General features: G+C 65.2%; 21 protein-coding genes and 1 riboswitch. Of the genes, 12 read left to right on the forward strand and 9 right to left on the reverse strand.

What is annotated here, in order from left to right:
* Positions 1 to 179: 179 nt before the first annotated feature.
* Positions 180 to 665 (reverse strand): hypothetical protein, encoded by a 486-nt coding sequence (locus FCN77_RS04220; RefSeq protein ID WP_137321247.1) that lies wholly within the window; start codon positions 663 to 665, stop codon positions 180 to 182.
* Positions 666 to 1,283: 618 nt separating this feature from the next.
* On the opposite strand from FCN77_RS04220, the gene FCN77_RS04225 reads away from it, so the two are divergent.
* Positions 1,284 to 1,787, forward strand: coding sequence for a GNAT family N-acetyltransferase (locus tag FCN77_RS04225; protein WP_137321248.1), 504 nt, complete (start codon positions 1,284 to 1,286; stop codon positions 1,785 to 1,787).
* A gap of 1,013 nt (positions 1,788 to 2,800) precedes the next feature.
* Here FCN77_RS04225 and FCN77_RS04230 read toward each other — a convergent pair.
* From FCN77_RS04230 to FCN77_RS04245, 4 genes are all read right to left on the reverse strand, one after another.
* The gene (locus FCN77_RS04230) at positions 2,801 to 3,394 is read right to left on the reverse strand and encodes a dihydrofolate reductase family protein (RefSeq protein ID WP_368074312.1); all 594 of its coding nucleotides are present in this window, start codon (positions 3,392 to 3,394) and stop codon (positions 2,801 to 2,803) included.
* A gap of 438 nt (positions 3,395 to 3,832) precedes the next feature.
* Entirely contained in the window at positions 3,833 to 4,399 is a 567-nt protein-coding gene (locus FCN77_RS04235; RefSeq protein ID WP_137321250.1) for an HdeD family acid-resistance protein, read from the reverse strand.
* A gap of 315 nt (positions 4,400 to 4,714) precedes the next feature.
* On the reverse strand, positions 4,715 to 5,053 hold the full coding sequence (locus FCN77_RS04240; protein ID WP_137321251.1) for a hypothetical protein: 339 nt from the start codon (positions 5,051 to 5,053) through the stop codon (positions 4,715 to 4,717).
* Positions 5,054 to 5,272: 219 nt separating this feature from the next.
* Positions 5,273 to 5,623 (reverse strand): hypothetical protein, encoded by a 351-nt coding sequence (locus FCN77_RS04245; RefSeq protein ID WP_137321252.1) that lies wholly within the window; start codon positions 5,621 to 5,623, stop codon positions 5,273 to 5,275.
* A 198-nt stretch (positions 5,624 to 5,821) separates the two neighbouring features.
* Here FCN77_RS04245 and FCN77_RS25795 point away from each other — a divergent pair, with 198 nt between their 5' ends.
* The 3 genes from FCN77_RS25795 (at position 5,822) to FCN77_RS04255 (ending at position 7,319) form a co-directional block, all read left to right on the forward strand.
* A complete protein-coding gene (locus tag FCN77_RS25795) occupies positions 5,822 to 5,992 on the forward strand; it encodes a hypothetical protein (RefSeq protein WP_175417129.1) in 171 nt (56 codons plus the stop codon).
* A 155-nt stretch (positions 5,993 to 6,147) separates the two neighbouring features.
* Positions 6,148 to 6,450: a DUF4193 domain-containing protein gene (locus FCN77_RS04250; protein WP_056741192.1), complete on the forward strand. Its 303-nt coding sequence runs from the start codon at positions 6,148 to 6,150 to the stop codon at positions 6,448 to 6,450.
* A 326-nt stretch (positions 6,451 to 6,776) separates the two neighbouring features.
* Positions 6,777 to 7,319, forward strand: coding sequence for a hypothetical protein (locus tag FCN77_RS04255; protein ID WP_137321253.1), 543 nt, complete (start codon positions 6,777 to 6,779; stop codon positions 7,317 to 7,319).
* Positions 7,320 to 7,453: 134 nt separating this feature from the next.
* On the opposite strand, the gene FCN77_RS04260 is transcribed toward FCN77_RS04255, so the two are convergent.
* The 3 genes from FCN77_RS04260 to FCN77_RS04270 are packed head-to-tail and all read right to left on the reverse strand — an operon-like array spanning position 7,454 to position 11,108.
* Positions 7,454 to 9,022 carry an APC family permease gene (locus FCN77_RS04260; protein ID WP_137321254.1) on the reverse strand — a complete coding sequence of 523 codons (1,569 nt, stop codon included), beginning with the start codon at positions 9,020 to 9,022 and terminating at the stop codon, positions 7,454 to 7,456.
* Between the two features lie 29 nt (positions 9,023 to 9,051).
* Positions 9,052 to 10,077, reverse strand: coding sequence for an agmatine/peptidylarginine deiminase (locus tag FCN77_RS04265; RefSeq protein ID WP_137321255.1), 1,026 nt, complete (start codon positions 10,075 to 10,077; stop codon positions 9,052 to 9,054).
* The gene (locus tag FCN77_RS04270) at positions 10,074 to 11,108 is read right to left on the reverse strand and encodes a nitrilase-related carbon-nitrogen hydrolase (protein ID WP_137321256.1); all 1,035 of its coding nucleotides are present in this window, start codon (positions 11,106 to 11,108) and stop codon (positions 10,074 to 10,076) included. Before FCN77_RS04270 ends, FCN77_RS04265 begins: the two co-directional genes overlap by 4 nt.
* 191 nt (positions 11,109 to 11,299) lie before the next feature.
* Here FCN77_RS04270 and FCN77_RS04275 point away from each other — a divergent pair, with 191 nt between their 5' ends.
* The 3 genes from FCN77_RS04275 to FCN77_RS04285 all read left to right on the forward strand — a co-directional run bounded on the left by FCN77_RS04275 (position 11,300) and on the right by FCN77_RS04285 (position 12,948).
* A complete protein-coding gene (locus FCN77_RS04275; protein WP_137321257.1) occupies positions 11,300 to 11,779 on the forward strand; it encodes a Dps family protein in 480 nt (159 codons plus the stop codon).
* A 291-nt stretch (positions 11,780 to 12,070) separates the two neighbouring features.
* Entirely contained in the window at positions 12,071 to 12,448 is a 378-nt protein-coding gene (locus FCN77_RS04280) for a helix-turn-helix transcriptional regulator (RefSeq protein WP_254678841.1), read from the forward strand.
* 41 nt (positions 12,449 to 12,489) lie between these two features.
* Positions 12,490 to 12,948, forward strand: coding sequence for an SRPBCC family protein (locus FCN77_RS04285; protein ID WP_137321258.1), 459 nt, complete (start codon positions 12,490 to 12,492; stop codon positions 12,946 to 12,948).
* A 5-nt stretch (positions 12,949 to 12,953) separates the two neighbouring features.
* Here FCN77_RS04285 and FCN77_RS04290 read toward each other — a convergent pair whose 3' ends face one another.
* The gene (locus tag FCN77_RS04290) at positions 12,954 to 14,444 is read right to left on the reverse strand and encodes an MFS transporter (RefSeq protein ID WP_217496299.1); all 1,491 of its coding nucleotides are present in this window, start codon (positions 14,442 to 14,444) and stop codon (positions 12,954 to 12,956) included.
* A 188-nt stretch (positions 14,445 to 14,632) separates the two neighbouring features.
* On the opposite strand from FCN77_RS04290, the gene FCN77_RS04295 reads away from it, so the two are divergent.
* The 5 genes from FCN77_RS04295 (at position 14,633) to glyA (ending at position 21,894) form a co-directional block, all read left to right on the forward strand.
* Positions 14,633 to 15,226: a TetR/AcrR family transcriptional regulator gene (locus FCN77_RS04295; RefSeq protein ID WP_137321260.1), complete on the forward strand. Its 594-nt coding sequence runs from the start codon at positions 14,633 to 14,635 to the stop codon at positions 15,224 to 15,226.
* A gap of 94 nt (positions 15,227 to 15,320) precedes the next feature.
* Positions 15,321 to 15,419, forward strand: a riboswitch (glycine riboswitch).
* 204 nt (positions 15,420 to 15,623) lie between these two features.
* Positions 15,624 to 18,497: an aminomethyl-transferring glycine dehydrogenase gene (gcvP, locus tag FCN77_RS04300; protein WP_137321261.1), complete on the forward strand. Its 2,874-nt coding sequence runs from the start codon at positions 15,624 to 15,626 to the stop codon at positions 18,495 to 18,497.
* A 9-nt stretch (positions 18,498 to 18,506) separates the two neighbouring features.
* On the forward strand, positions 18,507 to 19,670 hold the full coding sequence (gcvT, locus tag FCN77_RS04305) for a glycine cleavage system aminomethyltransferase GcvT (RefSeq protein ID WP_137321262.1): 1,164 nt from the start codon (positions 18,507 to 18,509) through the stop codon (positions 19,668 to 19,670).
* Positions 19,671 to 20,189: 519 nt separating this feature from the next.
* On the forward strand, positions 20,190 to 20,573 hold the full coding sequence (gene gcvH / locus FCN77_RS04310; RefSeq protein WP_137321263.1) for a glycine cleavage system protein GcvH: 384 nt from the start codon (positions 20,190 to 20,192) through the stop codon (positions 20,571 to 20,573).
* 61 nt (positions 20,574 to 20,634) lie between these two features.
* Positions 20,635 to 21,894: a serine hydroxymethyltransferase gene (gene glyA / locus FCN77_RS04315; RefSeq protein WP_302647480.1), complete on the forward strand. Its 1,260-nt coding sequence runs from the start codon at positions 20,635 to 20,637 to the stop codon at positions 21,892 to 21,894.
* The last annotated feature ends 37 nt before the right edge of the window (positions 21,895 to 21,931 follow it).

Raw genomic sequence — 21,931 nt, forward strand, 5'->3', positions numbered from 1 at the left:
GTTAGCCGATCCCTCACCAGACATTTGAGATGGCAATTATTGTCCACGGGCCGCCACGAGATTGCAGCGACTGTACGGGGTAGTGTCGACTGCGCGTTGTCCACGGAATGCGGCAACACGATGGCGCTTCCTGCCCGTCGGGCTAGTGCCAGCGTGCAACAGGATAGCGGCGCTGTAGGCTAGCGAGGCTCGGGACCTCCGAGCCGGGGGACGGAGAGGTCCCCATAGTTGACGCCGATCGACCGCCCCCGCGCGAAGTGGGCGTTGGCGATTTCACTGAGTTCCCGGCTGCTCTTCTCTGGGCAGGTCAGCCGGATCCACTCGTAGTCCCACTCCTGCATGTCCCGTATGTGGCGGACCTGTTTGGTGGCGCGCATCTGGACCGCGAGATCTTCACTGACGAGGGCCGGGCTGAGCGGGGTCATGACCGGTCGGGGCTTGGGTGGACGGGCCGACTTGGGCGAGCGCGCCCTGGCCGGAGGGGGCGGGGTCCTGGCGAAGCGGACGATTGCCACGGTCAGCGCAACCACACCGAGAGCAATCAGGAGAACCCACCAGTACTGGATGAGGAGCCCGATCGCGCCGAGGGCGAGGAAGATGCCGAAGGGGACACACCCGACGGCGCCAGCGCCCGCGCTACTTGAGCGACGATGGTTGGTTGCCATCCTGCAGGATCCCGCCTGGCGCCGACAATCTGTGAGGGCAGAAGTGCTCGAGGGCCAGCGAGCTTGATTTCACGCTCTGCTTCATCGGTCGCGAGCCCCCGCAATTACAGTTTGGGGGATGGTGAGCATTCTCGGCGCGTTGCGGTCCGACGTGAGGTGAATGGGCAGTCTCTTCACTTGTGGGTTCCTCCCGTGGAGTAATTGAACGTCAACGTCACTTTCGCATCGTGCCCGAGGCATGTCATGCGTATCTACTACTCGACTTGGCGGGGACCCGTGTGGAGACTACGGGATCAGTACTCAGATCGAGCCGGCCTGCCGCGTGATGGTCCAAGGCGTCAGAGAGCCACGGACATGCAGTCATGGCGATTCTTCGCAAGGCTTCAGCTCTCGACTCGAGAGAAAAATCGCGATGCCCGATAGCCGGTGCCTCACCGGACACCCCTGCCTCCACCGCAGCCTGTGTCAGTTTCCGGACTCGTCTGCACAGAATGTCCGAAGCCGCCTGCACAACTCTGAGTGTTGGGGGTTGGGGTCCCGTGTCTTCCGCTCGCGGGCACCAATGCCGGACACTATGTTCAACGGTGTCATCCGCACACCCGGAAAGGCAGCGACAGCATGCCCGCTTTGATCACCCTGGTTGCCTTGACCGGCCACCAAAACACCACGCCGGCACTCACCCCTGTCCGGCCGCTGGAACCCCATGATCTTCCCGAACTGACCACTCTGCACAGGCACGCTTACGCCGGTGGACCGGCGCAGACGCGTGGCGGGGACACCGCTGGGTTCGACGCACCCGTGGACGGGGGGCTCGGGGAGACCATTGAGAGAGCCTCCCTCGTGACTTCCACCCCTGATGGGCAAATCACTGCCGCCATCATCGTCACCGAACGCAACGGTGAAGCAGTCATCGCGGAACTCTTCACACATCCCGATCACCGGCGCCAAGGCCTGGCTGAGGAACTCCTCCGACACTGCATCCACACCCTGCACACCCTGGGCCTGACCACAGTGACGGTCACCGTGGAGGACGACAACGCAGCGGCCCTGGCGCTTTACCTCTCCAGAGACTTCCGCCGCCTCACCGACGATGACACCGATGGCTACACCGACTACGACTGAACAGGCGGCCGAAAACGCCGTTTATTCCCCGGACCCCTCGCCGGTAGTGGCTGGGCCGGAACGGTTTGTATCCGGAAGTGTCCGCTGACGTGCATCAGCAGCAGTTCAACCAATGGTGGAGCGACTACAAAATGAGCCCTGGCATCGTATAGGACGTGGAGTCAGCAGCCGAACAGTGATAATCCGTTCAAGCTCGCATGCTGGATCGACTCGGGAGCATTCGCGGAGGAAATCGACCTTGCGTGGCCCCGCGGAGAGGTTCCTAAGGACCTTTCGGATCTCTGGACCGTCACACGGGAAGCCTGGCTGTTCGAGGACGTCGAGTATGGCCAGTGGGGCCTTCACCTACTGAACGCTCAGGCATGCGCCGATCGCACCGCCGCCGAGCGTGCTGAACGCCCCGATGATTTCGCCTCGTATGACATCGTGATCGGAGAGTTTCTCGGAGACTCCGAGTTGCTCGTCTGTGCCCCGTCGGAGGATGTCGACCGCAGGTACTTGATCGCGCTCCCGCTCGATCCGAGGAATGACTGGTCCGCAGCGGGTTCCTCAGTCTCGGAGGTGCTCGATCGCTATCTCGCGAGCGAGGGTGAGAAGTACTGGGAGTCGGGACAGTCGTAACGCGAATCGACCCCGACGTCACCGGGATTATCTTCAGGGGGTCGATCGAATGACTGCCGATCGTGGCCTCGTCGCGACAGGGCCACCAACCGCGAGCTTATGGACCCAGCGCAACCGGTCAACCCCAGCGGACGAAATCGCTAGGCCAACACCTGTGGCCCACGCTAGAGTGGCGCCCAACGGCGCTTGACATGCACAAACAGGGTCGGTCCAGGCCGAAGCCGCATCGGACCCCGATAGAACCTTGGAAGTGGGCACCGTCGACAAGCCACAGCGTGCTTCCGCCGACGGGCCTTTCTCCCTGGTTGCGTAGTGCTTAGGGCACGGAGTTTGCAACCGTGGTTCGGACGGATGTCCCCAGGCTGCTGCGGCTGAAACAGCAACAGCAGCTGCTAGCCCAATCGATACGTTGGTCCGACGCCCTCGGGGATGCCCCTGTGTACGTGCGGGATGTACACGAGCTTCTGCGTGCGGCCGTCGAGCACGGTCGACTCGACGAGCTCGAGGTCGAACTCTGGCCCGTCGTGGAAGAGGGAGGCGTAGCCTGCCTGTCCCGTAATGGCAGGGAAGAGCATGACCTCGAGCCGGTCGACCAGTCCGGCCGCGAGAAGGGCGCGATTAAGCGAGATACTGCCGTGGGAGCGCATGGGGACATCCGTCTCGCGCTTCAGTCGCTCGACCGCCGTCACCGCGTCCTCGTTGACGAGTGTCGAGTTCTGCCACCCGAGCGGCTCTTCGAGCGTGCTTGAGAACACGATCTTCGGCAACGTGTTCAGGCTGTCGTAGTAGGGCTCGTCGTACTCGACCACGAACTTCCTGAATTCCCTGAACGTCGTGGCACCGAACACGAGCACCTGATCCTGCGCGAAGGTGTGCACCCGGTCCTCGCGGAGCTCAGGGCCCTCCTTGCCCCAATAACCGGGCCAGCCTCTCGCCGACCCGTTACCGTCGAGACTGCTGAAGAAGTCGACCGTAAAGGAAGCCATCACTCCACAGTAACTGAACTAACAGGACTCGGGGATAGTGGATTTGCGGAGGTTGTGGACGTGGAAATTTCCTGCCGTCCGTGAAGATTCACTTGCGCGCTCTGGCTTTGCGGAGCAGCGCAATTTGACTCTTGTCCACGGGCCAGCTGCTGCCCGTGCATCATCCGGGCTCCAGTTGGCCTGCTTTGCCGTGGCACAGAGGGCATGCTTTCGCAGTTGCAGTTGCAGTCGTAGCTGCAGTCGTAGCGAAGGAGTACAGCCTTAGACAATTTGAGGTGATCTCAGCGCAGAAGGCGCCACCGCCTGCACCGCGAACTGTGCCGACGACTTCGGACATTCCGTGCAGTCGACTTCGGACAACGACAGTAGTCATCTGGAGCACCCTATTAGGAGACGCACCCTAGCGCATCCCCTCCTGGCGGATTGCTCGCGCGAGGGCTACCGGGCAGGCATCACGGAAGAGGCGCCGAGCCTGCGGAGCTTGAGGCCAGAGGCGATCAAAAGCAAACCCACGACGACGGTAAACGTCGCCAGGAGCGCCACCACGCTCAGGAATCCGGTGCCGGGATTAACGAGGACAAACAGCCCAAACAAGGTGGTGACAAACCCTGTCATCAACCAGATCCACCAGGCCCTGATCGTCGTTCTGGCATCCATGGCCAAGATGATCTGCGAAATCCCCAGGAGCAGGGCCCATGTTCCAATGAGGAAGGCCAACGCCGCGGCGGTGATGCCCGGCCACGCAACGGCTACCAGGCCAGCCGCTACGGAGATGATGCCGCCAATCATGCTCCAACGGGAGTGGCGCGAAGGGTCGTAGAAGTAATGCGCCACATCGGTGAGTCCATCGGCGATGGCGTACACACCGAACACGTAGACGAGGCCAAATACAGTGGCGACCGGCAAGGAAGCAACCACGAGGCCAAAAAGAATGGCCAACGCTCCCCGGAGCAGGAGTGCCGTTCCGGAATGTTGAAACAATTTGCGTCCTGTGGTGTCGGACATAGGGCCAGTTTAGTGGAATGCGATCCAGTACAACACAGGAACGGCGTGATGATTTGGATTGCAAGACCTATCCCGGTCTGTGTGTAGAGCCAAGACCTCAGCCACGATGCGTTCAACATGGGGGTGCCGCACCCCGATAACCGGGTGGATTGTTTTCTCCCCGGGCTTCCCCACATGACTTGCCATGTTCAGCCCAACCCAGCCCAGGTTGTGACGTCCATTCGTCGTATGTTTCATTTGTCTCGTCCAGGAGGCGCCTGCTGTCGGAGAGGCGGGCCGAATAGGCAACAGCTTCTGGCCGAGCAGCGGCGGAGGCTAGCTTTCTGAGGATTTCGAACACCTGCCACCTGTCCTGGTATGTCTTCTCGCCGATCGAGAGATGCTCCACGAACAGCGGCCGGAGCTGCTTGTGTAGCCTGTGAGACCGCCGGACCGCGAAGCATCTGCGAAGTTCTGGATCTCGCTGAGGAGCCACTGGTCGGCCGTCTCGTTTCCCCAGTACGCGGTGGCAGCCATGGCCGAGGTGAGTGCAGTTGATGCTTCTTCGAGCCTGCTGAGCATGCCCCCATAGGCGCCGTTCTCGGACACTGCCCCGGTGTAGCTGAGCAGCTCCGAGGACGCCTGCACCCTGACGTCCGTCCAGGCGGAGGACATCGATACCGTGCCGCTCGAGGAGATGACTGGTTCGTTTGGCGTGACGTTCGGCGTCGTCCGCGAAAAACTCTCCTGGATTCCGTGTCAAACCAGCTTGTTTCGGCGACTTCTTAAGGACCGGGGCGTAAAGCGGGGGTCGTCGGTTCGAATCCGACAGGAGGCTCCACTCCTTCAGGGCCGCGTGCAGCTGGCGCAGCAACGGCCGCGGCCCGACCGGCATCACGAGTCGGCGTCGATCTTCTCCAGCAGGTCCTTGGCCGCCCTGGCGATTTCATCGTGGTGGTATTGCGCCGCCCGACTTTCCAGGGAAACAACCGCGCACCGGTGGACCTTCTTGAAATCGCCAAAGGGAAAACTCACACGGCCCTTGGTGCCTTCCGACTCGTCAGGGTCCAGCCCCAGGTGCCACTTCGAAAACTCCGAAAAGCCGTGCTTCTTGATGAAGGCGTTTTCCTCCTCCGCCGACGGCGCATGTTCGCTCCAGTCATCCCGGGTGTCGCGGACAACCTTCCCGGCTTTCACGAGGCTGCGGGCGTGGTCCAGGGCTTTCTGGTTGAGCTTTGTGGCCATGTGATACCTCCGGCTCTCGGATCTTCTGGTGCCTCAAGACTAGAACCGCGTTTCTGCGGCCGCTAGAACCCGGCAGTCCTGAAAACGTAACGCCGCGGAGACTGCTCCGAAACGTCCCCACAACATGGGACGCCTAACTTGGGCGCTATGAAAACAATCCTGTTCGCCCGAATCTCCAGGTGGTTCGAGGCCCGACCCATGGCTTCCGCTGCATCCGCTGAGGGTCACAGCGCCTGGGAGCAGGGCAATTGCGCCATCGCCGATGTCACCCGATGGGGCTGGCTCCCCGCGCTCAGCGGAGTGGCCGTTGCGGCCGAGCATGCCGCGCGGGCGCACCGGGAATCGGCCGCCCCGGCGGGCGGGGAATAGCCGCCGAACAGGCTGTTGAGGGCCCGGGCCCGGCCGCCTGGCGACGCAATCTGTCGGGTTGAACACACTATTCTTCGAGAGCGTGCATAATGTCCTAAACTGCTTCACTGAGGTGCCTGAAATGGCGCTGCGCAGCAACGAAAGTGAACCACGCTATGGCTACCGATTACGACGCCCCACGCAAGACAGAAGAAGAGTCTCCCGCAGAATCGCTGGAGGCCCTTCAGGCGTCCCGTGGCGGCGGAGCGCAGACGGCCGTTATCGACGTTGACGAGAACGATACGGCCGAAGGCATTGACCTTCCCGGAGCGGACCTTTCCGGCGAAGAGCTTACGGTCATTGTTGTTCCCGAGCAGTCCGATGAATTCACCTGCTCCTCCTGCTTCCTGGTCCGTCACCGGTCACAGGTGGCCAAGGAAAAGAACGGCCTGAAGTACTGCCGCGACTGCGAAGGCTAAGTCAGCTTTCCAGCGCGTGCCAACTTACTCGCGCCGACTTAACAGCACGGCATGACCAGGCGCCGGCAGCCCGCAAGGGCGGCCGGCGCCTCGCTGCATCCCGGAAAATTACGGACCCCGCCGCCGTCGTTATCCGACATCACGGAACCAGCTTCAAGAGCCGTCCCGACCCCTGCGGAACCCGTCAAAAAGCGATCGCCAAAACACCGTCCCGTAACCTGCGGAGCGGCAGACTAACGGTTGGGCGCCGAACCCGTTCCACCCCTCGTTTTAGTGTCATCTCGCTCCTACGCTTGAGTTATCTCATCACTCCAGAGGTGGCTGAAATGAAGAAGTTCCAAGTATGGTTTGCCGCCATCCTGATGGCAGCAGGATTAGGCCTCGTGGCGCCAGCGCCGGCGTCAGCCTCTTATTGCGGCCTGGTATGGGGATCGCTGGCCAAAGCCGAAGCGGCCCTGAGCAGAGCGCAGCTCACCGACGTGCGGACCGGGCAGCACTACTGCTTCGACCGCCTGGTGGTTGACCTCAACGGGCCGGTGCAGGGGTACACGGTGCGGTACGTCCCCGCCGTGGTGCAGGACGGTTCGGGATTGCCGGTTCCCCTGCGGGGGCGGGCATTCCTGCAGGTCACCGTCAATGCACCCGCGTACGACGACGGCGGCCACGCCACGTACAACCCGGCCGACAGGAACGAACTGACCAACGTTGGTGGCTACCAGACCTTCCGGCAGGTGGCCTGGGCGGGCAGTTTCGAAGGCTATTCAACCCTCGGCCTGGGCGTCCGCGGACGACTTCCCTTCAGGGTCTTCACCCTGGACGGGCCCGGGACCGGATCGCGGCTGGTGGTTGACGTGGCCCACTACTGGTGAGCCGTCGGGGCTGATGCACGGCAAGGCCCGCTAGCAAACAACACTGCGGGCCCCGCTCCGGAGAAACTTCCGGACGGGGCCTGCGGTGTGCGCCGGCTACGGGCTGTCACTCGCCGGGTCCTGCGTGGTTGGTGCTACTCGGGAACCACCAGGGCAGGGGTGTCCTTGCGGATGGTCTCACCGCGGAAGAACCCCGGCCGCAGCCGGGCCATGATGAGCATAAACACGGCGCCGAGCGCCAGGATCCCGATGCCGAGCACAAACACGAGCCCCACACCGAAGATCTCCGAGCCGCTGCCGAACTCGGGAGCCCAACTGTCGACCGCGGTCTGGAAGAACACCACGGTGAGCACCAGGCCGCCCAGGACCGGGAACAGCAGGCGCATCAGGAAGTTGCGGACGCTGGAGAACAAGCTGTGCCGGAAGTACCAAGAACAGGCGAACGCTGTCAGGGCGTAGTAGAAGCAGATCATGAGGCCCAACGCCATAATGGTGTCGTTGAGGACGTTTTCGCTGACAACCTTCATGATTGCGTAGAACCCGCCGGAGATCAGCCCGGCCATGAGCGTGGCATATCCGGGCGATCCGAACCGCTTGCTGACCGTGGCAAAGCGCGCCGGCAGGGCGCCGTAGTGGCCCATGGCCAGCATGCTGCGGGCCGGGGATGCCATGGTGGACTGCAGCGATGATGCGGTGCCGGACAGCACGGCCAGGGACATCAGGATGGCCAGCGGGCCCATTACCGGGGAGGCCAGGGCGGCAAAGACGTTCTGCTGGTTGTCCGGATTGTTCAGCCCGATGCTGTCGGCACCGACGCCGGCCACCATCATGGTTGCCACGATCACCGCGATGTACAGGCCGAGAACGGCGATCGCCGTCGTCGTGCCGGCCTTGCCGGCAGTTCCCTTACCGCCCTTGGTTTCCTCGTTCACGGTCAGGCAGACGTCCCAGCCCCAGTAGACGAAGACCGCCAGGGACATGCCGGCAGTGAACTGTTCAAAACTTTCGATCTTCGCGGGGTTGAACCAGTCCCAGCTGAAGCTGATGGCGGTGGGGGAATCACCGGAGGTGGCGTGGGCGACGGCCATGACGATGAAGACCGCCAGGACGACAATCTGGAACCCGACCATGCTGTACTGCACGAGCTTGGTGGCGTGCAGGCCGCGGTAGCTGACCCAGACGGCGAGTGCAACGAACACCAGGCAGGTAGCGATGTTCAGCGCCTTGTTGGAGGTCAGGTCCGCGAGCTCGGGATTGCCGAACACCTGGGCCAGGAAGAGGTAGAAGAAGTCCACCGCGACGCCCGCCAGGTTGGACAGGACGATGATGTTCGCGGCGAGGAGCCCCCAGCCGCCCATCCAGCCCACGAACGGGCCGAAAGCCTTGGTGGCCCACGTGAACGTGGTGCCGCTGTCCGGGGAATCGGCGTTGAGCTCGCGGTAGGCGAACGCCACGAGGATCATGGGGATGAACGCGATGATGAAGATTGCCGGCAGCTGCACGCCCACGGCGCTCACGGCAGGCCCGAGCGAACTGGTCAGACTGTACGCTGGCGCGACCGAGGAGATGCCAAGCACAACGACGGCGAGGAGGCCCAGCTGGCCGCCCTTTAGTCCTTTTCCGGTGATGCCGTGCCGTGTCCCGGCGGCATCGGTAACGGAGGTGTGGCCTGGCGTGGAGCTTTGGCGGATGGTGTGGGTCATGTCCGGCCCTTTCAGGGAGTGAGCAGGTTCTAGGAGGCAGCAGGCTGCTGCTGGGTGATGCAGTGGATGCCGCCGCCCCTGGCGAAGAGCTCGCGGGCGTCGACGCCCATGATCCGGCGACCGGGGTAGGCATCGGCGAGGATCCGGAGGGCCTTCTCGTCGTTGGGGTCCGAGAAGGTGCAGGCGATCACGCCGCCGTTGACCACCAGATGGTTGATGTAGCTGTAGTCCACAAAGCCCTCGCCGTCGCTGAGCGTGGCGGGCGCGGGGACTTCGATGATGTTCCATTCGCGGCCTGCAGCGTCCCGCGTGGTGGACAGGAAGCTGATGATCTCGCGGCTGACCTCGAAATCGGGATGGGCGGGGTCCTGCTGGGAATGGACCAGAAGCGTGCCGGGGGAGGGGATGGCGGCCACGATGTCCACGTGTCCGCGGGTGCCGAACCGCTCGGAGTCCCTGGTGAGGCCGCGGGGAAGCCAGATCACCCGGGTGGCGCCGATGGTCCGGGCGAGTTCGGCTTCGACGTCTGCCCTGGACAGCCCCGGATTGCGTCCCGGGTCCAGCTGCACGGTTTGGGTCACCAGCACGGTTCCCTCGCCGTCCACTTGGATGCCGCCGCCTTCGTTGACCAGGGCCGAGGCGATGTGGCGGGCACCGGACCGGCCGGAGACTTCCGCCCCGATCAGCGAGTCCTTGTCCCAGCGGGCCCAGTCCTGCGCGCCCCACCCGTTGAAGACCCAGTCGACCGCGCCGAGGCGCCCCTCAGAGTCCAGGACGAACGTCGGGCCGATGTCCCGCATCCATGCGTCGTTGAGGTCCGCGGTGAGCACCTCGACGGCGGGATCCAGGTAGCGCGCGGCGGTGCCGACGTCGTCGGGGGTCACCACTACGGTGACCGGCTCAAACTGGACGGCGGCGTTCGCGACGGCGGCCCAGACGGACCGCGCGGCGTGGGCTTCTTCTTCGGTGTCGCCGAGGGTGTACCCGCCGGTGGGGAACGCCATCCAGACGCGGTCCTGTGGAGCCGTCTCGGACGGCATGCGCCACGCGCTCATGCGGTCACCTCGTGGTACGCGGGTGCTTCGCCGCCGAGCGGTTCGCTGCCGCGGACGGGTTCCGTCAGCCGTCCGTAGGTGTCTGGGCGGCGGGTGGCAAGGAACGGGAACAGCGTGAGCCAGTCCTTGCGCTGGTCCAGGTCCAGGTCTGCCACGAGGACTGCGGATTCGTCGCGGGGCGCCTGGGCCAGGATCCGGCCGTAGGGGTCCGAGATGAAGGAGGAGCCGTAGAAGTCCAGTGTCCCTTCGCTTCCCCAGCGGTTGGGGGCCACCATGAACAGGCCGTTGGCGATGCCGTTGCCGACGATCACCTGCTGCCAGAGCGGCTGGGTGTCGAAGTCCGGGTGGTCCGGTTCGGAGCCGATAGCCGTGGGGTAAACCAGGATTTCCGCCCCGCCCAGGGAATACAGGCGCGCCAGTTCGGGGAACCATTCATCCCAGCAGGTGGGCATGCCCAGCCTGGCGCCGCCCAGTTCGGCGGGGGAGTGGACCTCGTAGGCATCCTCGGCGGCCGGGCCCTGGCGGAAGAACTTGTCCTCGTAATAGCCGGCGGTCACCGGGATGTGGAGTTTGTGGGTGCGCGCCAGCAGTTCACCCTCGGGCGACACCAGAATCGCCGTGTTCAGTCCCAGGCCGTCGTCCGAACCGTCGGGGTTTTCCGTGCGCTGGTACAGGGAGGCGTGGACGCTTACGCCGTGCCGGCGGGCGGCATCGGTGGCGAAACGGAACGTGGGGCCGGTCAGCAGCTCTTCGGCAATGTCTGACGGCCGGGGGCGGGCGGCCCAGGGACGGGACGTGTCGTTGCCGGGGAGCGTATCGGCCGGGTAGCGGGACAGCGTCAGTTCCGGCAGGAAGACAACGGTGGCTCCCAGCCGGGCTGCGCGTCCGATGCCCTCGTCCAGTTCTGCGCGGAGTTTCGCGGCGTCGGCGTGCCAGCGGTGCTGGACCACTCCGATCCGCAGCGCAGGACGGGCGGAGGGCTGGGTCCGCGCCAGGGAGGCGGGCGGTTCAAGGCAGGTGATTTCAATCATGGTGAATACTCCAGTGAGACGACGATCACTAAATGAATGGCGTTCATTTAGTATCCACGTCACACTGCCGCGTGGCAAGGGAAAAATGAATAATCATCATTTTGTTAAGCCGGGCGCGAGAATCGGTGGCGCCGCTGTGGTGGCTGCGATAGTTTCGAATTACCCGAGAAACCCTGACACCAGGAGGATCAATGAAGGCATCACCGACGCTGACCAACAATCTGCAGGCTGTGCTCGCGGACCTGATTGAACTGCACATCCAGGGCAAGCAGGCGCACTGGAACATCGTGGGTACGAACTTCCGCGACCTTCACCTGCAGCTGGACGAAATCATCGACGCCGCACGGAATTTTGCCGATGACATGGCCGAGCGCATGCGTGCACTGCACGCCCTGCCGGATGGCCGCAGTGCCACCGTGGCGAAATCCACCAGCCTTGCCCAGTTCCCGCAGGGGCTGATCAGCACCAAGGACGCCGTTGACCGCATTGTCGCGGCTCTCGAAGCCGCTGTGGGCACCATGCGCAAGGTCCACGACGAGGTTGATGAGGAAGACCCCACCACCGCAGACCTGCTGCATGCATTCATTGCAAAGCTGGAACAGTACGCCTGGATGGTGGGCGCGGAGAACATGAAGGCCTCGGCCAGCGTGACCACTCCCGACAGCAAGTAGCACCGACAGCAAGCAGCGCCGACAGCAAGTAGCACCGACAGCAAGCAGCGCCGACAGCAAGCAGCGCCGACAGCAAGAATCCTCGACAGCAAGTGGCGCCGCGGCAACTTCCGCTGTTGCCCGCAGCCGCTCCAGCAAGCCCGGCACCGGATTGCCCGGTGCCGGGCCTTCCTGTTTGGGCGAACTTTTGGTCGGCTCGCTTCCTGAGGCGGCGCTTCGTCCGGGGCGGTGCCCGCACGGATGCACCCACAACCTCTTGACATCCTGGCGCTTCAGCGAATACTTAAGTATGTGCTTAACAATCAGGGATCGGGAAGTGGCCAGCTGGATGCAATCTTCCAGGCGCTCGCCGATCCAACGCGCAGGGCCATCATCGTTCGGCTCTGCGAAGGGCCGGCGTCCGTCTCGGAGCTTGCGAGGCCATTCACCATGAGCCTGCCCGCGATTGTCCAGCACGTGCAGGTGCTCGAAAACAGCGGCCTGGTCCGAACCGAGAAGACCGGCCGCGTCCGCAGCTGCAGCATCGTTCCGGCCTCGGTCCGGCTGGCGGAAGGCTGGCTGGGCCGGCGCAGGACGGACCAGGAACGCCGCCTCGACCGCCTGGAGTCCTTCCTTTCGGCGGAACGCGGGGAAACCGAGGACCATCCGGACGCCCCCGAGCAGGCATAACTTCCACCCCCCAGAATCAACAGACGAACAAGGAGCACGCCATGACCACCCCCATCACGCACGCAAGCTTCAGCCTCGAACGCCGGCTGAACGCCCCGCCGCCGCGCGTTTTCCGCGCTTTTTCCGACTATGCGAGCAAGAAAAAATGGTTCGCGGGTCCGGCCGAATGGACGCAGGGCGAATCCAGCCTCGATTTCCGTGAGGGCGGTACGGAAACGGACGTCGGCGGGCCCGCGGGCGGCTTCGTTTCCACCATGCATGCCGTCTATCACGACATCGTGGAGGACCAGCGGATCGTGTACAGCTACGAAATGCTCCTCAATGGCCGCCGCATGTCGGTTTCGCTCAGCACCGTGGAACTCGCGCCCGACGGCGACGGCACCCTGCTCACCCTGACCGAGCAGGGTGCCTACTTCACCGAGGAGGACCAGGCGGCGGGCCGGAAGGAAGGAACCGAAGGGCTGCTGGATGCCCTGCAGGCATTCGTCGAGCACGGCTGACGGCGTTACTTCGCCTTGGGTACTCCGCGGAGTACGACGGCGACGAGCACTGCCGCTCCCGCCATTAGAACCAGCCCGATGGACGCAGTCACGTGGACACCCGACTCAAATGCAACCCGGGCGGCGGACGTCAGGGCGTCCGCCAGCGGTCCCGGCAGCGAGTGCGCCAACTCCATGGCCCCGGCCAGCGTCTCCCGGGCCTGCGAAATGCCGTGCTCGGTGCCGGGGCCGTCAGCCGTGATGGCCGCGGGCAGGATCAGGTTCCGCTGGTAGGAGGCCGTGAGGATCGAGCCGAGGATGGCCGTGCCGAGCAGCGAACCAATCTCGTAGCCGGTCTCCGAGATGGCCGCGGCCGCCCCTGATTTCTCCGGCGGTACCGCACCCAGGAGCATGTCGTTGGAGATCGTTTCGGCAGCCCCCACGCCTAAGGCAAGGATCAGGAGGGCGCCCAGCAGTAGGGCCGGGCCGCGGGAATGGTCACCGAAGGCCACTACAAAGTAGCCGGTGGCGCTGAGCGAGAGGCCACCGGCCACCACGAAGCCCGGCCGTATTTTCCGCACCAGCGGCACCACCAGCAACCCTGCAACCACGGTCGCAACCAGGGCAGGGATCATCGCCATCCCGGATTCGGAAGGCCGCTGGCCTTCGAGCAGCTGGAGATGCTGGGCCAGGAAGAGGATGAACCCGTTGAAGGAAAACAGCGCCAGGACATTGGCCGTGATGGCGGTGCTGAAAATCCGGTTTCCGAACAGGCCCACGTCCAGCAGCGGGCTTGGCAGCCTCCGCTGGCGCCGGACGAAGACATAGCCCATCGAGAGTCCGAAGCCGATGACCGCGGCCGGTGCTGCGCCGAAGCCCTCCGTTGCCAGCGACTTGATCCCGTAGACCACGGGAACCATGGTCAGCAGGGACAGGGCGATGCTGACACCGTCCACCGTGCCGGGCCGGGGATCCCTGGACTCGGGAATGAGAATCCGGCCCAGCGCCAGGATGGGAAGCATGATGGGCACGGCCACCAGCAGGATGGCGCCCCACCAGTAGTGCTCAACGAGCCAGCCGCCGAAGATCGGACCCAGGGCAGCGCCGCCCGAGAACCCTGCCGCCCAGATCGCAATGGCCAGCCGCCGCCGGTTCGGGTCCGGAAAGATGTTGCGGATCAGGGACAGCGTGGACGGCATCAGCATCGCACCAAAGAATCCGAGGGCTGCTCGTCCGGCGATGAGCCATTCAGCGCTGGGGGCGAAGGCGGTGGCGGCCGACACCGCCGCGAAGCCCATGCTGCCGATCAGGAGGAGACGGCGGCGGCCGATCCGGTCGCCAAAACTCCCCATGGCCACCAGGAGCCCGGCCAGGACCAGCGGATAGGCATCCACGATCCAGAGGAGCTGCACGCCGGTGGGTTCCAGGCTGCGGGCGATTTGGGGCAGCGCGAACGTCAGGGCCGTGTTGTCGACGGCCACCAGCAGCACCGGAAACATCAGCAGCCCGAGGGCCAGCCAGTCGCGCCCCCGCTCGGGGCGGCAGGCTGGCGGCCGGCGGGCTGGCTGGCCGTGTCGGAAGTGCCGGCAATGCGAGGGTGCGTGACCGGCGTCGGAGTTGAGGAGAAGGTTCCCATAGCCATAACTGTACCGTCTGGACGGTATAGTTAAGAAATGAGCCCGGGCCACCGGGCATGATTGGAACCATGGCCAGAAAACCCGTTGCACGCGAGGCAGTGCTCGACGCCTTTGAATCCCTCCTCATTGAAGTGGGCGAACGTGCCGCCACCTTGGATGCGGTGGCCAGGCGGGCCGGCGTTTCCAAAGGCGGACTGCTGTACCACTTCCCGAACAAGGAGGCCATGATTTCGGCGCTGCTGGAGCGCATGGACCGGCTGGTCGCGGCGGATGTCGAAGTCATGGCCGGCGCTCCGGAGGGGGCGGCTGTTCACTTCATCAAATCCTCGCTCTGGGCTGACACGCCTCTGGACCGGGTGTTTGTTGCGGCCACGCGGCTGGCCGAAGTGGCCCATGAGGAAACGCTGCACCGTTTTGCCGCCGTCCAGGGCGCCTGGCTGGAACTGCTGGCCGGGGACGTCGGCCCTGCGATGGCCAAAGCCGTGCTTTACATGGGCGACGGACTGTATTTCAATGCCATGCTGGCCAGTGGTCCCGGCGCGTCCCCACCCGAAATGAGCGGCGACGTCGAGGGCCTGCTCGCCGCCGTCGAACGCCTGCGCGGCTGGTCGCCGCGCGCCACCGAACCCCCCGTTCAGGCTCGCCGGGCCGGGAGCGCGTAACGCGGCGTCGGCGTGGCCACGGAGTTTGCAGACGCGTCTCCGGCGTAGGACAATAGGGGCTGTGACTGTTGTCACCGCAAACTAAATATGCCTTTGATCTGCGGCGGGAGAGTTCTGCAAGTAGGTACAAGCAGGCGCCGTAGGAGCAAATCCTCCCCAGGAATCTCTCAGGCCCATGTACCGCCGCGGCAAGGCAACTCTGGAAAGCAGCAGGCTGTCCGTCCGGTGTCCCAACCCCCGTTGAGGACACCGAACCCCGACATGCTGTGCTCACCGACGGTGCAAGCGGAGCCATGCGAAAGCACGGCTGCGCGGAAACTCTCAGGTCCAATACAGAGCGGGGAGGAACCCGAATCGATGTGGCGTACCCTGCGCCGCCTTAGTTATGGAGTTCCTTGTGACTGTTAATTCAGCCTCCACTTCCTTCGTTGACCGCCATATCGGCGCGCGCCGCGAGGCCGACGTCGACGCCATGCTCAAGGCGGTCGGCTACGACACCGTTGACTCCCTGGTGGACACGGCCGTTCCGAAGGACATCCGGCAGGATTCGCCGCTGGAGCTCACCGCGGCGCTGAGCGAAGTGGAAACCCTGACCGAGCTGCGCAAGCTTGCCGCCAAAAACAAGACGGCCGTGCAGATGATCGGCCAGGGCTACTACGACACCGTCACCCCGCCGGTGATCCGCCGCAACATCCTCGAAGCCCCGGCCTGGTACACGGCGTACACGCCCTACCAGCCCGAAATCTCCCAGGGCCGGCTCGAGGCACTGCTGAACTTCCAGACCATGGTGCAGGACCTGGTGGGCCTCCCCATCGCCAACGCTTCGCTGCTCGACGAAGCCACCGCCGTTGCCGAGGCCGTGCTGATGATGCGCAGGGCCAATAAGACCGCAGGTCAGAAATCAGGGGCCCACGACGGCAAGACCGTACTGGACGCCGACTGCCTCCCGCAGACCATCGCCATCGTCAAGGGCCGCGCGGAAGCGCTCGGCTTCGAGGTTGAGGTTGCGGACCTGTCCGAGGGACTGCCCGACGGCGTCATCAACGGCGTTGTGCTCCAGCAGCCCGGCGTTTCCGGCCGCGTGTTCGACCACTCCGAGGTCATCGCTGCCGCGAAGGAACGCGGCGCACTGGTGACCGTTGCCGCCGACCTCCTGGCCCTGACCCTCATCACCCCTCCCGGTGAGCAGGGCGCTGACATCGCCGTCGGTTCCGCGCAGCGCTTCGGTGTTCCGCTGTTCTACGGCGGTCCGCACGCCGCCTACATGGCGGTCCAGAAGGGCCTCGAACGCTCCATGCCGGGCCGCCTCGTCGGCGTCTCCAAGGACTCCACCGGCCTGCCCGCATACCGGCTGGCGCTGCAGACCCGCGAGCAGCACATCCGCCGCGAGAAGGCCACGTCCAACATCTGCACCGCGCAGGCGCTGCTGGCCATCGTCGCGTCCATGTACGCCGTCTACCACGGCCCGGAAGGCCTGAAGGCCATCGCGGAGACCGCGCACGGCCACGCCAGGACCCTCGCCACCTCCCTGAAGGCCGCCGGCCTGGCAGTCCGGCACGCCAGCTTCTTCGACACCGTCACAGTGTCCGTCCCGGGCAAGGCGTCGGACTTCCTGGCGGCCGCCGAAGCCAAGGGCATCAACCTCCGCGGGATCGACGCCGACACCATCGGCATCTCCACCGATGAGGCAACCACCGACGCCGTTGTGGCAGACGTGCTGGCTGCCTTCGGTGCGGCTGTCGCAGACGCTGGCTCCGACGCGGGCACCGACTTCCGCCTGGATGCCGCCGTCGAACGCTCCTCCGACTACCTGCAGCACCCGGTCTTCCACACGCACCGCTCCGAGACCCAGCTGCTCCGGTACGTCCGGAAGCTCTCGGACCGCGACCTTGCTTTGGACCGCACCATGATCCCGCTGGGTTCCTGCACCATGAAGCTGAACGCCACGGCCGAGATGGAAGCCATCTCCTGGCCCGAGTTCGCCTCCATCCACCCGTTCGCTCCGGACTCCCAGACCGAGGGCTGGCGGGAACTCATCGCCGACCTCGAAGCCCAGCTGACTGAAATCACCGGCTACGACCAGGTGTCCATCCAGCCCAACGCCGGCTCGCAGGGCGAGCTCGCCGGCTTGCTGGCCATCCGCGGCTACCACCACTCCCGCGGGGAGCAGCAGCGCAACGTCTGCCTGATCCCGGCCTCGGCGCACGGCACCAACGCCGCCTCCGCCGTCCTGGCCGGCATGAAGGTGGTTGTGGTGGCCACGGCCGCCGACGGCACGATCGACCACGCCGACCTCAACGCCAAGATCGAGCTGCACAAGGACGCCCTGTCCGCGATCATGATCACCTACCCGTCCACCCACGGCGTGTACGACGCCGACGTCCGGGAAGTCTGCGACGCCATCCACGCAGCCGGCGGCCAGGTCTACATCGACGGCGCCAACCTCAACGCACTGGTGGGCCTGGCCCAGCCCGGCAAGTTCGGCGGCGACGTCTCGCACCTGAACCTGCACAAGACCTTCTGCATCCCGCACGGCGGCGGCGGTCCCGGCGTGGGCCCGGTGGCTGCGAAGGCGCACCTGGCTCCGTTCATGCCCGGTAACGCGGCTGATCCGGCCAACGGCGCGGACGGCACCCCCATCTCCGCCTCCAAGTACGGCTCCGCCGGCGTGCTGCCCATCTCCTGGGCCTACGTGAAGCTGATGGGCGGCCGGGGCCTCACCGACGCCACCAAGTCCGCGCTGCTCGCTGCCAACTACATTGCGGCCCGGCTCAACGATTTCTTCCCGGTCCTCTACACCGGCGAAGGCGGCCTCGTGGCGCACGAGTGCATCCTGGACCTGCGTGAGCTCACGGCCAAGACCGGCGTCACGGCAGAGGACGTGGCCAAGCGGCTGATCGACTACGGCTTCCACGCACCCACCCTGGCCTTCCCCGTGGCCGGCACCCTGATGGTGGAGCCCACCGAATCCGAGGACCTCGCCGAGATCGACCGCTTCATCACCGCGATGATCTCCATCCGCGCGGAAATCGACCAGGTGGCACACGGAGACTTCACCCTTGCCGACAGCCCGCTGCGCAACGCGCCGCACACCGCCGCGGCCGCGATCAGCACCGACTGGAACCGCGGCTACCCGCGCGAACAGGCCGTGTTCCCGGTGCACTCCCTCAAGCAGGACAAGTACTTCCCGCCCGTAGGCAGGATCGACGGCGCCCTGGGTGACCGCAACCTGATCTGCTCCTGCCCGCCGCTTTCCGAGTTTGAAAACTAAGGACTCCCAATGACTGAGAATTACACGGCACTCCACGAAGAGCACAAGAAGCTCGGTGCCTCCTTCACCGACTTCGGCGGCTGGCAGATGCCGCTGAAGTACAGCTCGGAACTGGCCGAGCACCACGCCGTCCGCAAGGCCGCGGGCATCTTCGACCTCTCCCACATGGGCGAAGTCTGGGTGACCGGCCCGGACGCCGCGGCGTTCCTCGACTATGCCCTCGTCGGCAAGATTTCGGCGATGGCCGCCGGCAAGGCCAAGTACTCGCTGATCTGCAACGAGGACGGCGGCATCATCGATGACCTCATCGTGTACCGCAGGCAGGCAGACGCCGAGGGCCACGACCGGTTCCTGGTGGTGCCCAACGCGGGCAACGCCAAGGTGGTGGCCGATGCCCTGGCTGAGCGCGCCGGTTCCGGCAAAGAGGGGGGCTTCGACGTCGTCGTGGACGACGTTTCCGCCGCCACCTCGCTGATCGCCGTCCAAGGTCCCAAGGCCGAAGGCATCCTGCTCCGCCTGGTTCCGGCCGCCCAGCACGATCTGGTCACCGGCCTGAAGTACTACGCGGCCGTCGAGGTTCCCTTTATGGTGGCCGGCCGCACCACCGACCTCCTGCTGGCCCGCACCGGTTACACCGGCGAGGACGGTTTCGAGATCTTCGTGGCGAACGACGACGCCGCCGCGCTCTGGCAGGCCATCGTCGCCATTGCGGACGAAGGGGAGCTGACGCCTGCCGGCCTGGCCTCCCGCGATTCGCTCCGCCTCGAAGCCGGCATGCCGCTGTACGGCAACGAACTGTCCATCGACGGCGACCCGTTCGCCGCCGGCCTGGGCCCGGTTGTCGCGCTCTCCAAGGAAGGCGACTTCGTCGGCAAGGCAGCCCTGAGCGCACTGAAGGCAGCCGGCGCCGGTTCCACCACCGGCCGCAAGCTCGTCGGGCTCAAAGGCCTGGGACGCAGGGCCGGCCGGGGCCACTACCCGGTCCTCAAGGACGGCAACGTTGTTGGCGAAGTGACGTCTGGCCAGCCGAGCCCCACCCTGGGTTACCCGGTGGCCATGGCATATGTCGACGTCGAGTTCACCGAGCCCGGCACCGCCCTGGACATCGACCTGCGCGGGAAAGCCGAGCCGTTCGAAATCGTCGCACTGCCTTTCTACAAGCGCCAGAAGTAGCCCGCGGGTCCTGGGCTGCCAGTGGTTCCCGGCTTCGGGGCCCTGACCGGCTCCGTTTGGTCCCGTCGGGCTGACATCCTCCGCGTGCTCGGTCGCGTAGACGCCCGCTGGGCGGACGTGATGCTCCCTTAGACGCACGCTTCCGGATGCCAGCCCCGAAGGGGGCCGGCAGCTCACCTTTCGGACAAACGGACAAGGCAAGACCGCTCCGGCTGTCCCGCGCTTTCGCAAGCCAAGGTGCTGGGGGATGGACTGCCTGCCGGAGGTGGGCTTGTCTGAATCGGCGCCTCGCCAAGCTCGATCATTGGGGGTTGAGCTTGTCGAAACGAATGGCCAAGAACTAGGTAGGACCTTGTTTTATCTTTCACTGCCATTGGTTCCCCACCGGAACTGACGGCGGAGACGGCGGGTGAGCGGATTCCGGAAGCGTGCGTCAAAGCGACGAAGGAGCAGCACGCGGAGGAATTCGGTCACCCGCCTCCCCACCCGACAACAGTAGTAACGAGATTAAGGAACATAATGGCAAAAGTTGCCCTTGACCTGCAGTATTCCGACGAGCACGAGTGGGTTGCGCGCGAGGCCGGGAACGTTGTGTCCATTGGGATCTCCGCCGTGGCCACGGACGCCCTCGGCGACATCGTGTACGTTGACCTGCCCGAGGTTGGCTCCCCGGTGACCGCGGGGGAGACCTGCGGCGAGGTGGAGTCCACCAAGTCCGTCTCGGACCTGTACTCCCCGGTGACCGGCGAGGTCACGGAAATCAACCCCGCCGTCGTCGACGATCCCGCCCTGATCAACAGCGATCCGTACGGTGCCGGCTGGTTGTTCAAAGTGGCCGCGGAATCCGATGGCCCGTTGCTCTCCGCGCAGGAGTACGCGTCCAAGAACGGCGGCGAGCTGTGAGCGGGCAGGTGCCGCAACGGCAGCCTTTGAGCAGGTAGTCTCCCCGAGCCTGGATGCGGAGCTGTCCGTGCTGGATCCGGAGATCGCGGCGAAGATCGATGACGAGCTCGCCCGCCAGCGTACGGGCCTGGAGATGATCGCCTCGGAGAACCACACCGCCGCGGCGGTGATGCAGGCGCAGGGTTCGGTGCTGACGAACAAGTATGCCGAGGGTTACCCGGGGAAGCGCTATTACGGCGGCTGCGAGCACGTTGACGTGATCGAGCAGCTCGCGATTGACCGGGTGAAGGCCCTGTTCGGCGCGGAGTTCGCGAACGTCCAGCCGCACTCCGGCGCGCAGGCCAACGCCTCGGTGATGCATGCCCTGATCAGGCCCGGGGACACGATCATGGGCCTGAACCTGGCGCACGGCGGGCACCTGACGCACGGGATGCGGATCAACTTCTCCGGCCGGCTCTACAAGGTCATCCCGTACCAGGTCCGGGAAGAGGACCACCGGATCGACATGGCCGAGGTCGAACGCCTGGCCCTGGAGCACAGGCCGGCGCTGATCGTTGCCGGCTGGTCCGCGTACGCCCGGCAGCTGGACTTCGCCGAGTTCCGCCGGATCGCGGATTCGGTGGGCGCGTACCTGATGGTGGACATGGCGCACTTCGCCGGGCTCGTCGCCGCCGGGCTGCACCCCTCCCCGGTCCCTTACGCGCACGTGACCACCTCCACCACGCACAAGACCCTGGCCGGTCCGCGCGGCGGCATCATCCTGACCAACGACGCCGAGATCGCCAAGAAGATCAACTCGGCGGTGTTCCCGGGCCAGCAGGGCGGGCCGCTGGAGCACGTGATCGCGGGCAAGGCCGTGGCGTTCAAGATCGCCGCCTCGGCCGAGTTCAAGGAACGCCAGGAACGTGTCCTCGCCGGTGCCCGGATCCTCGCCGGGCGCCTGGTCCAGCCGGACGTCACCGCCAAGGGGATCAGCGTGATCTCCGGCGGCACCGACGTGCACCTGGTCCTGGTGGATTTGCGTAACTGCGAGCTCAACGGGCAGGAAGCCGAGGACCGCCTCGCGGAAATCGACATCACGGTCAACCGCAACGCTGTGCCGTTCGACCCGCGCCCGCCGATGGTCACCTCGGGGCTGCGGATCGGCACCCCGGCGCTGGCCACCCGCGGTTTCGGCGAGGCCGCCTTCGCCGAGGTCGCGGACATCATCGCCGAGGCCCTGATCGCCGACGCCGGCGCGGACTTCTCCGGCCTGCGCTCCCGCGTGGAGGCCCTCGCCGAAGCCCACCCGCTCTACCCCTCAGTTGCCAACCTCGCCTAGAGGCCGTAAGACAGAAGTACAGATCACGACGCCGGGC

This window comes from Arthrobacter sp. 24S4-2 (assembly GCF_005280255.1).
Lineage (GTDB): Bacteria > Actinomycetota > Actinomycetes > Actinomycetales > Micrococcaceae > Arthrobacter.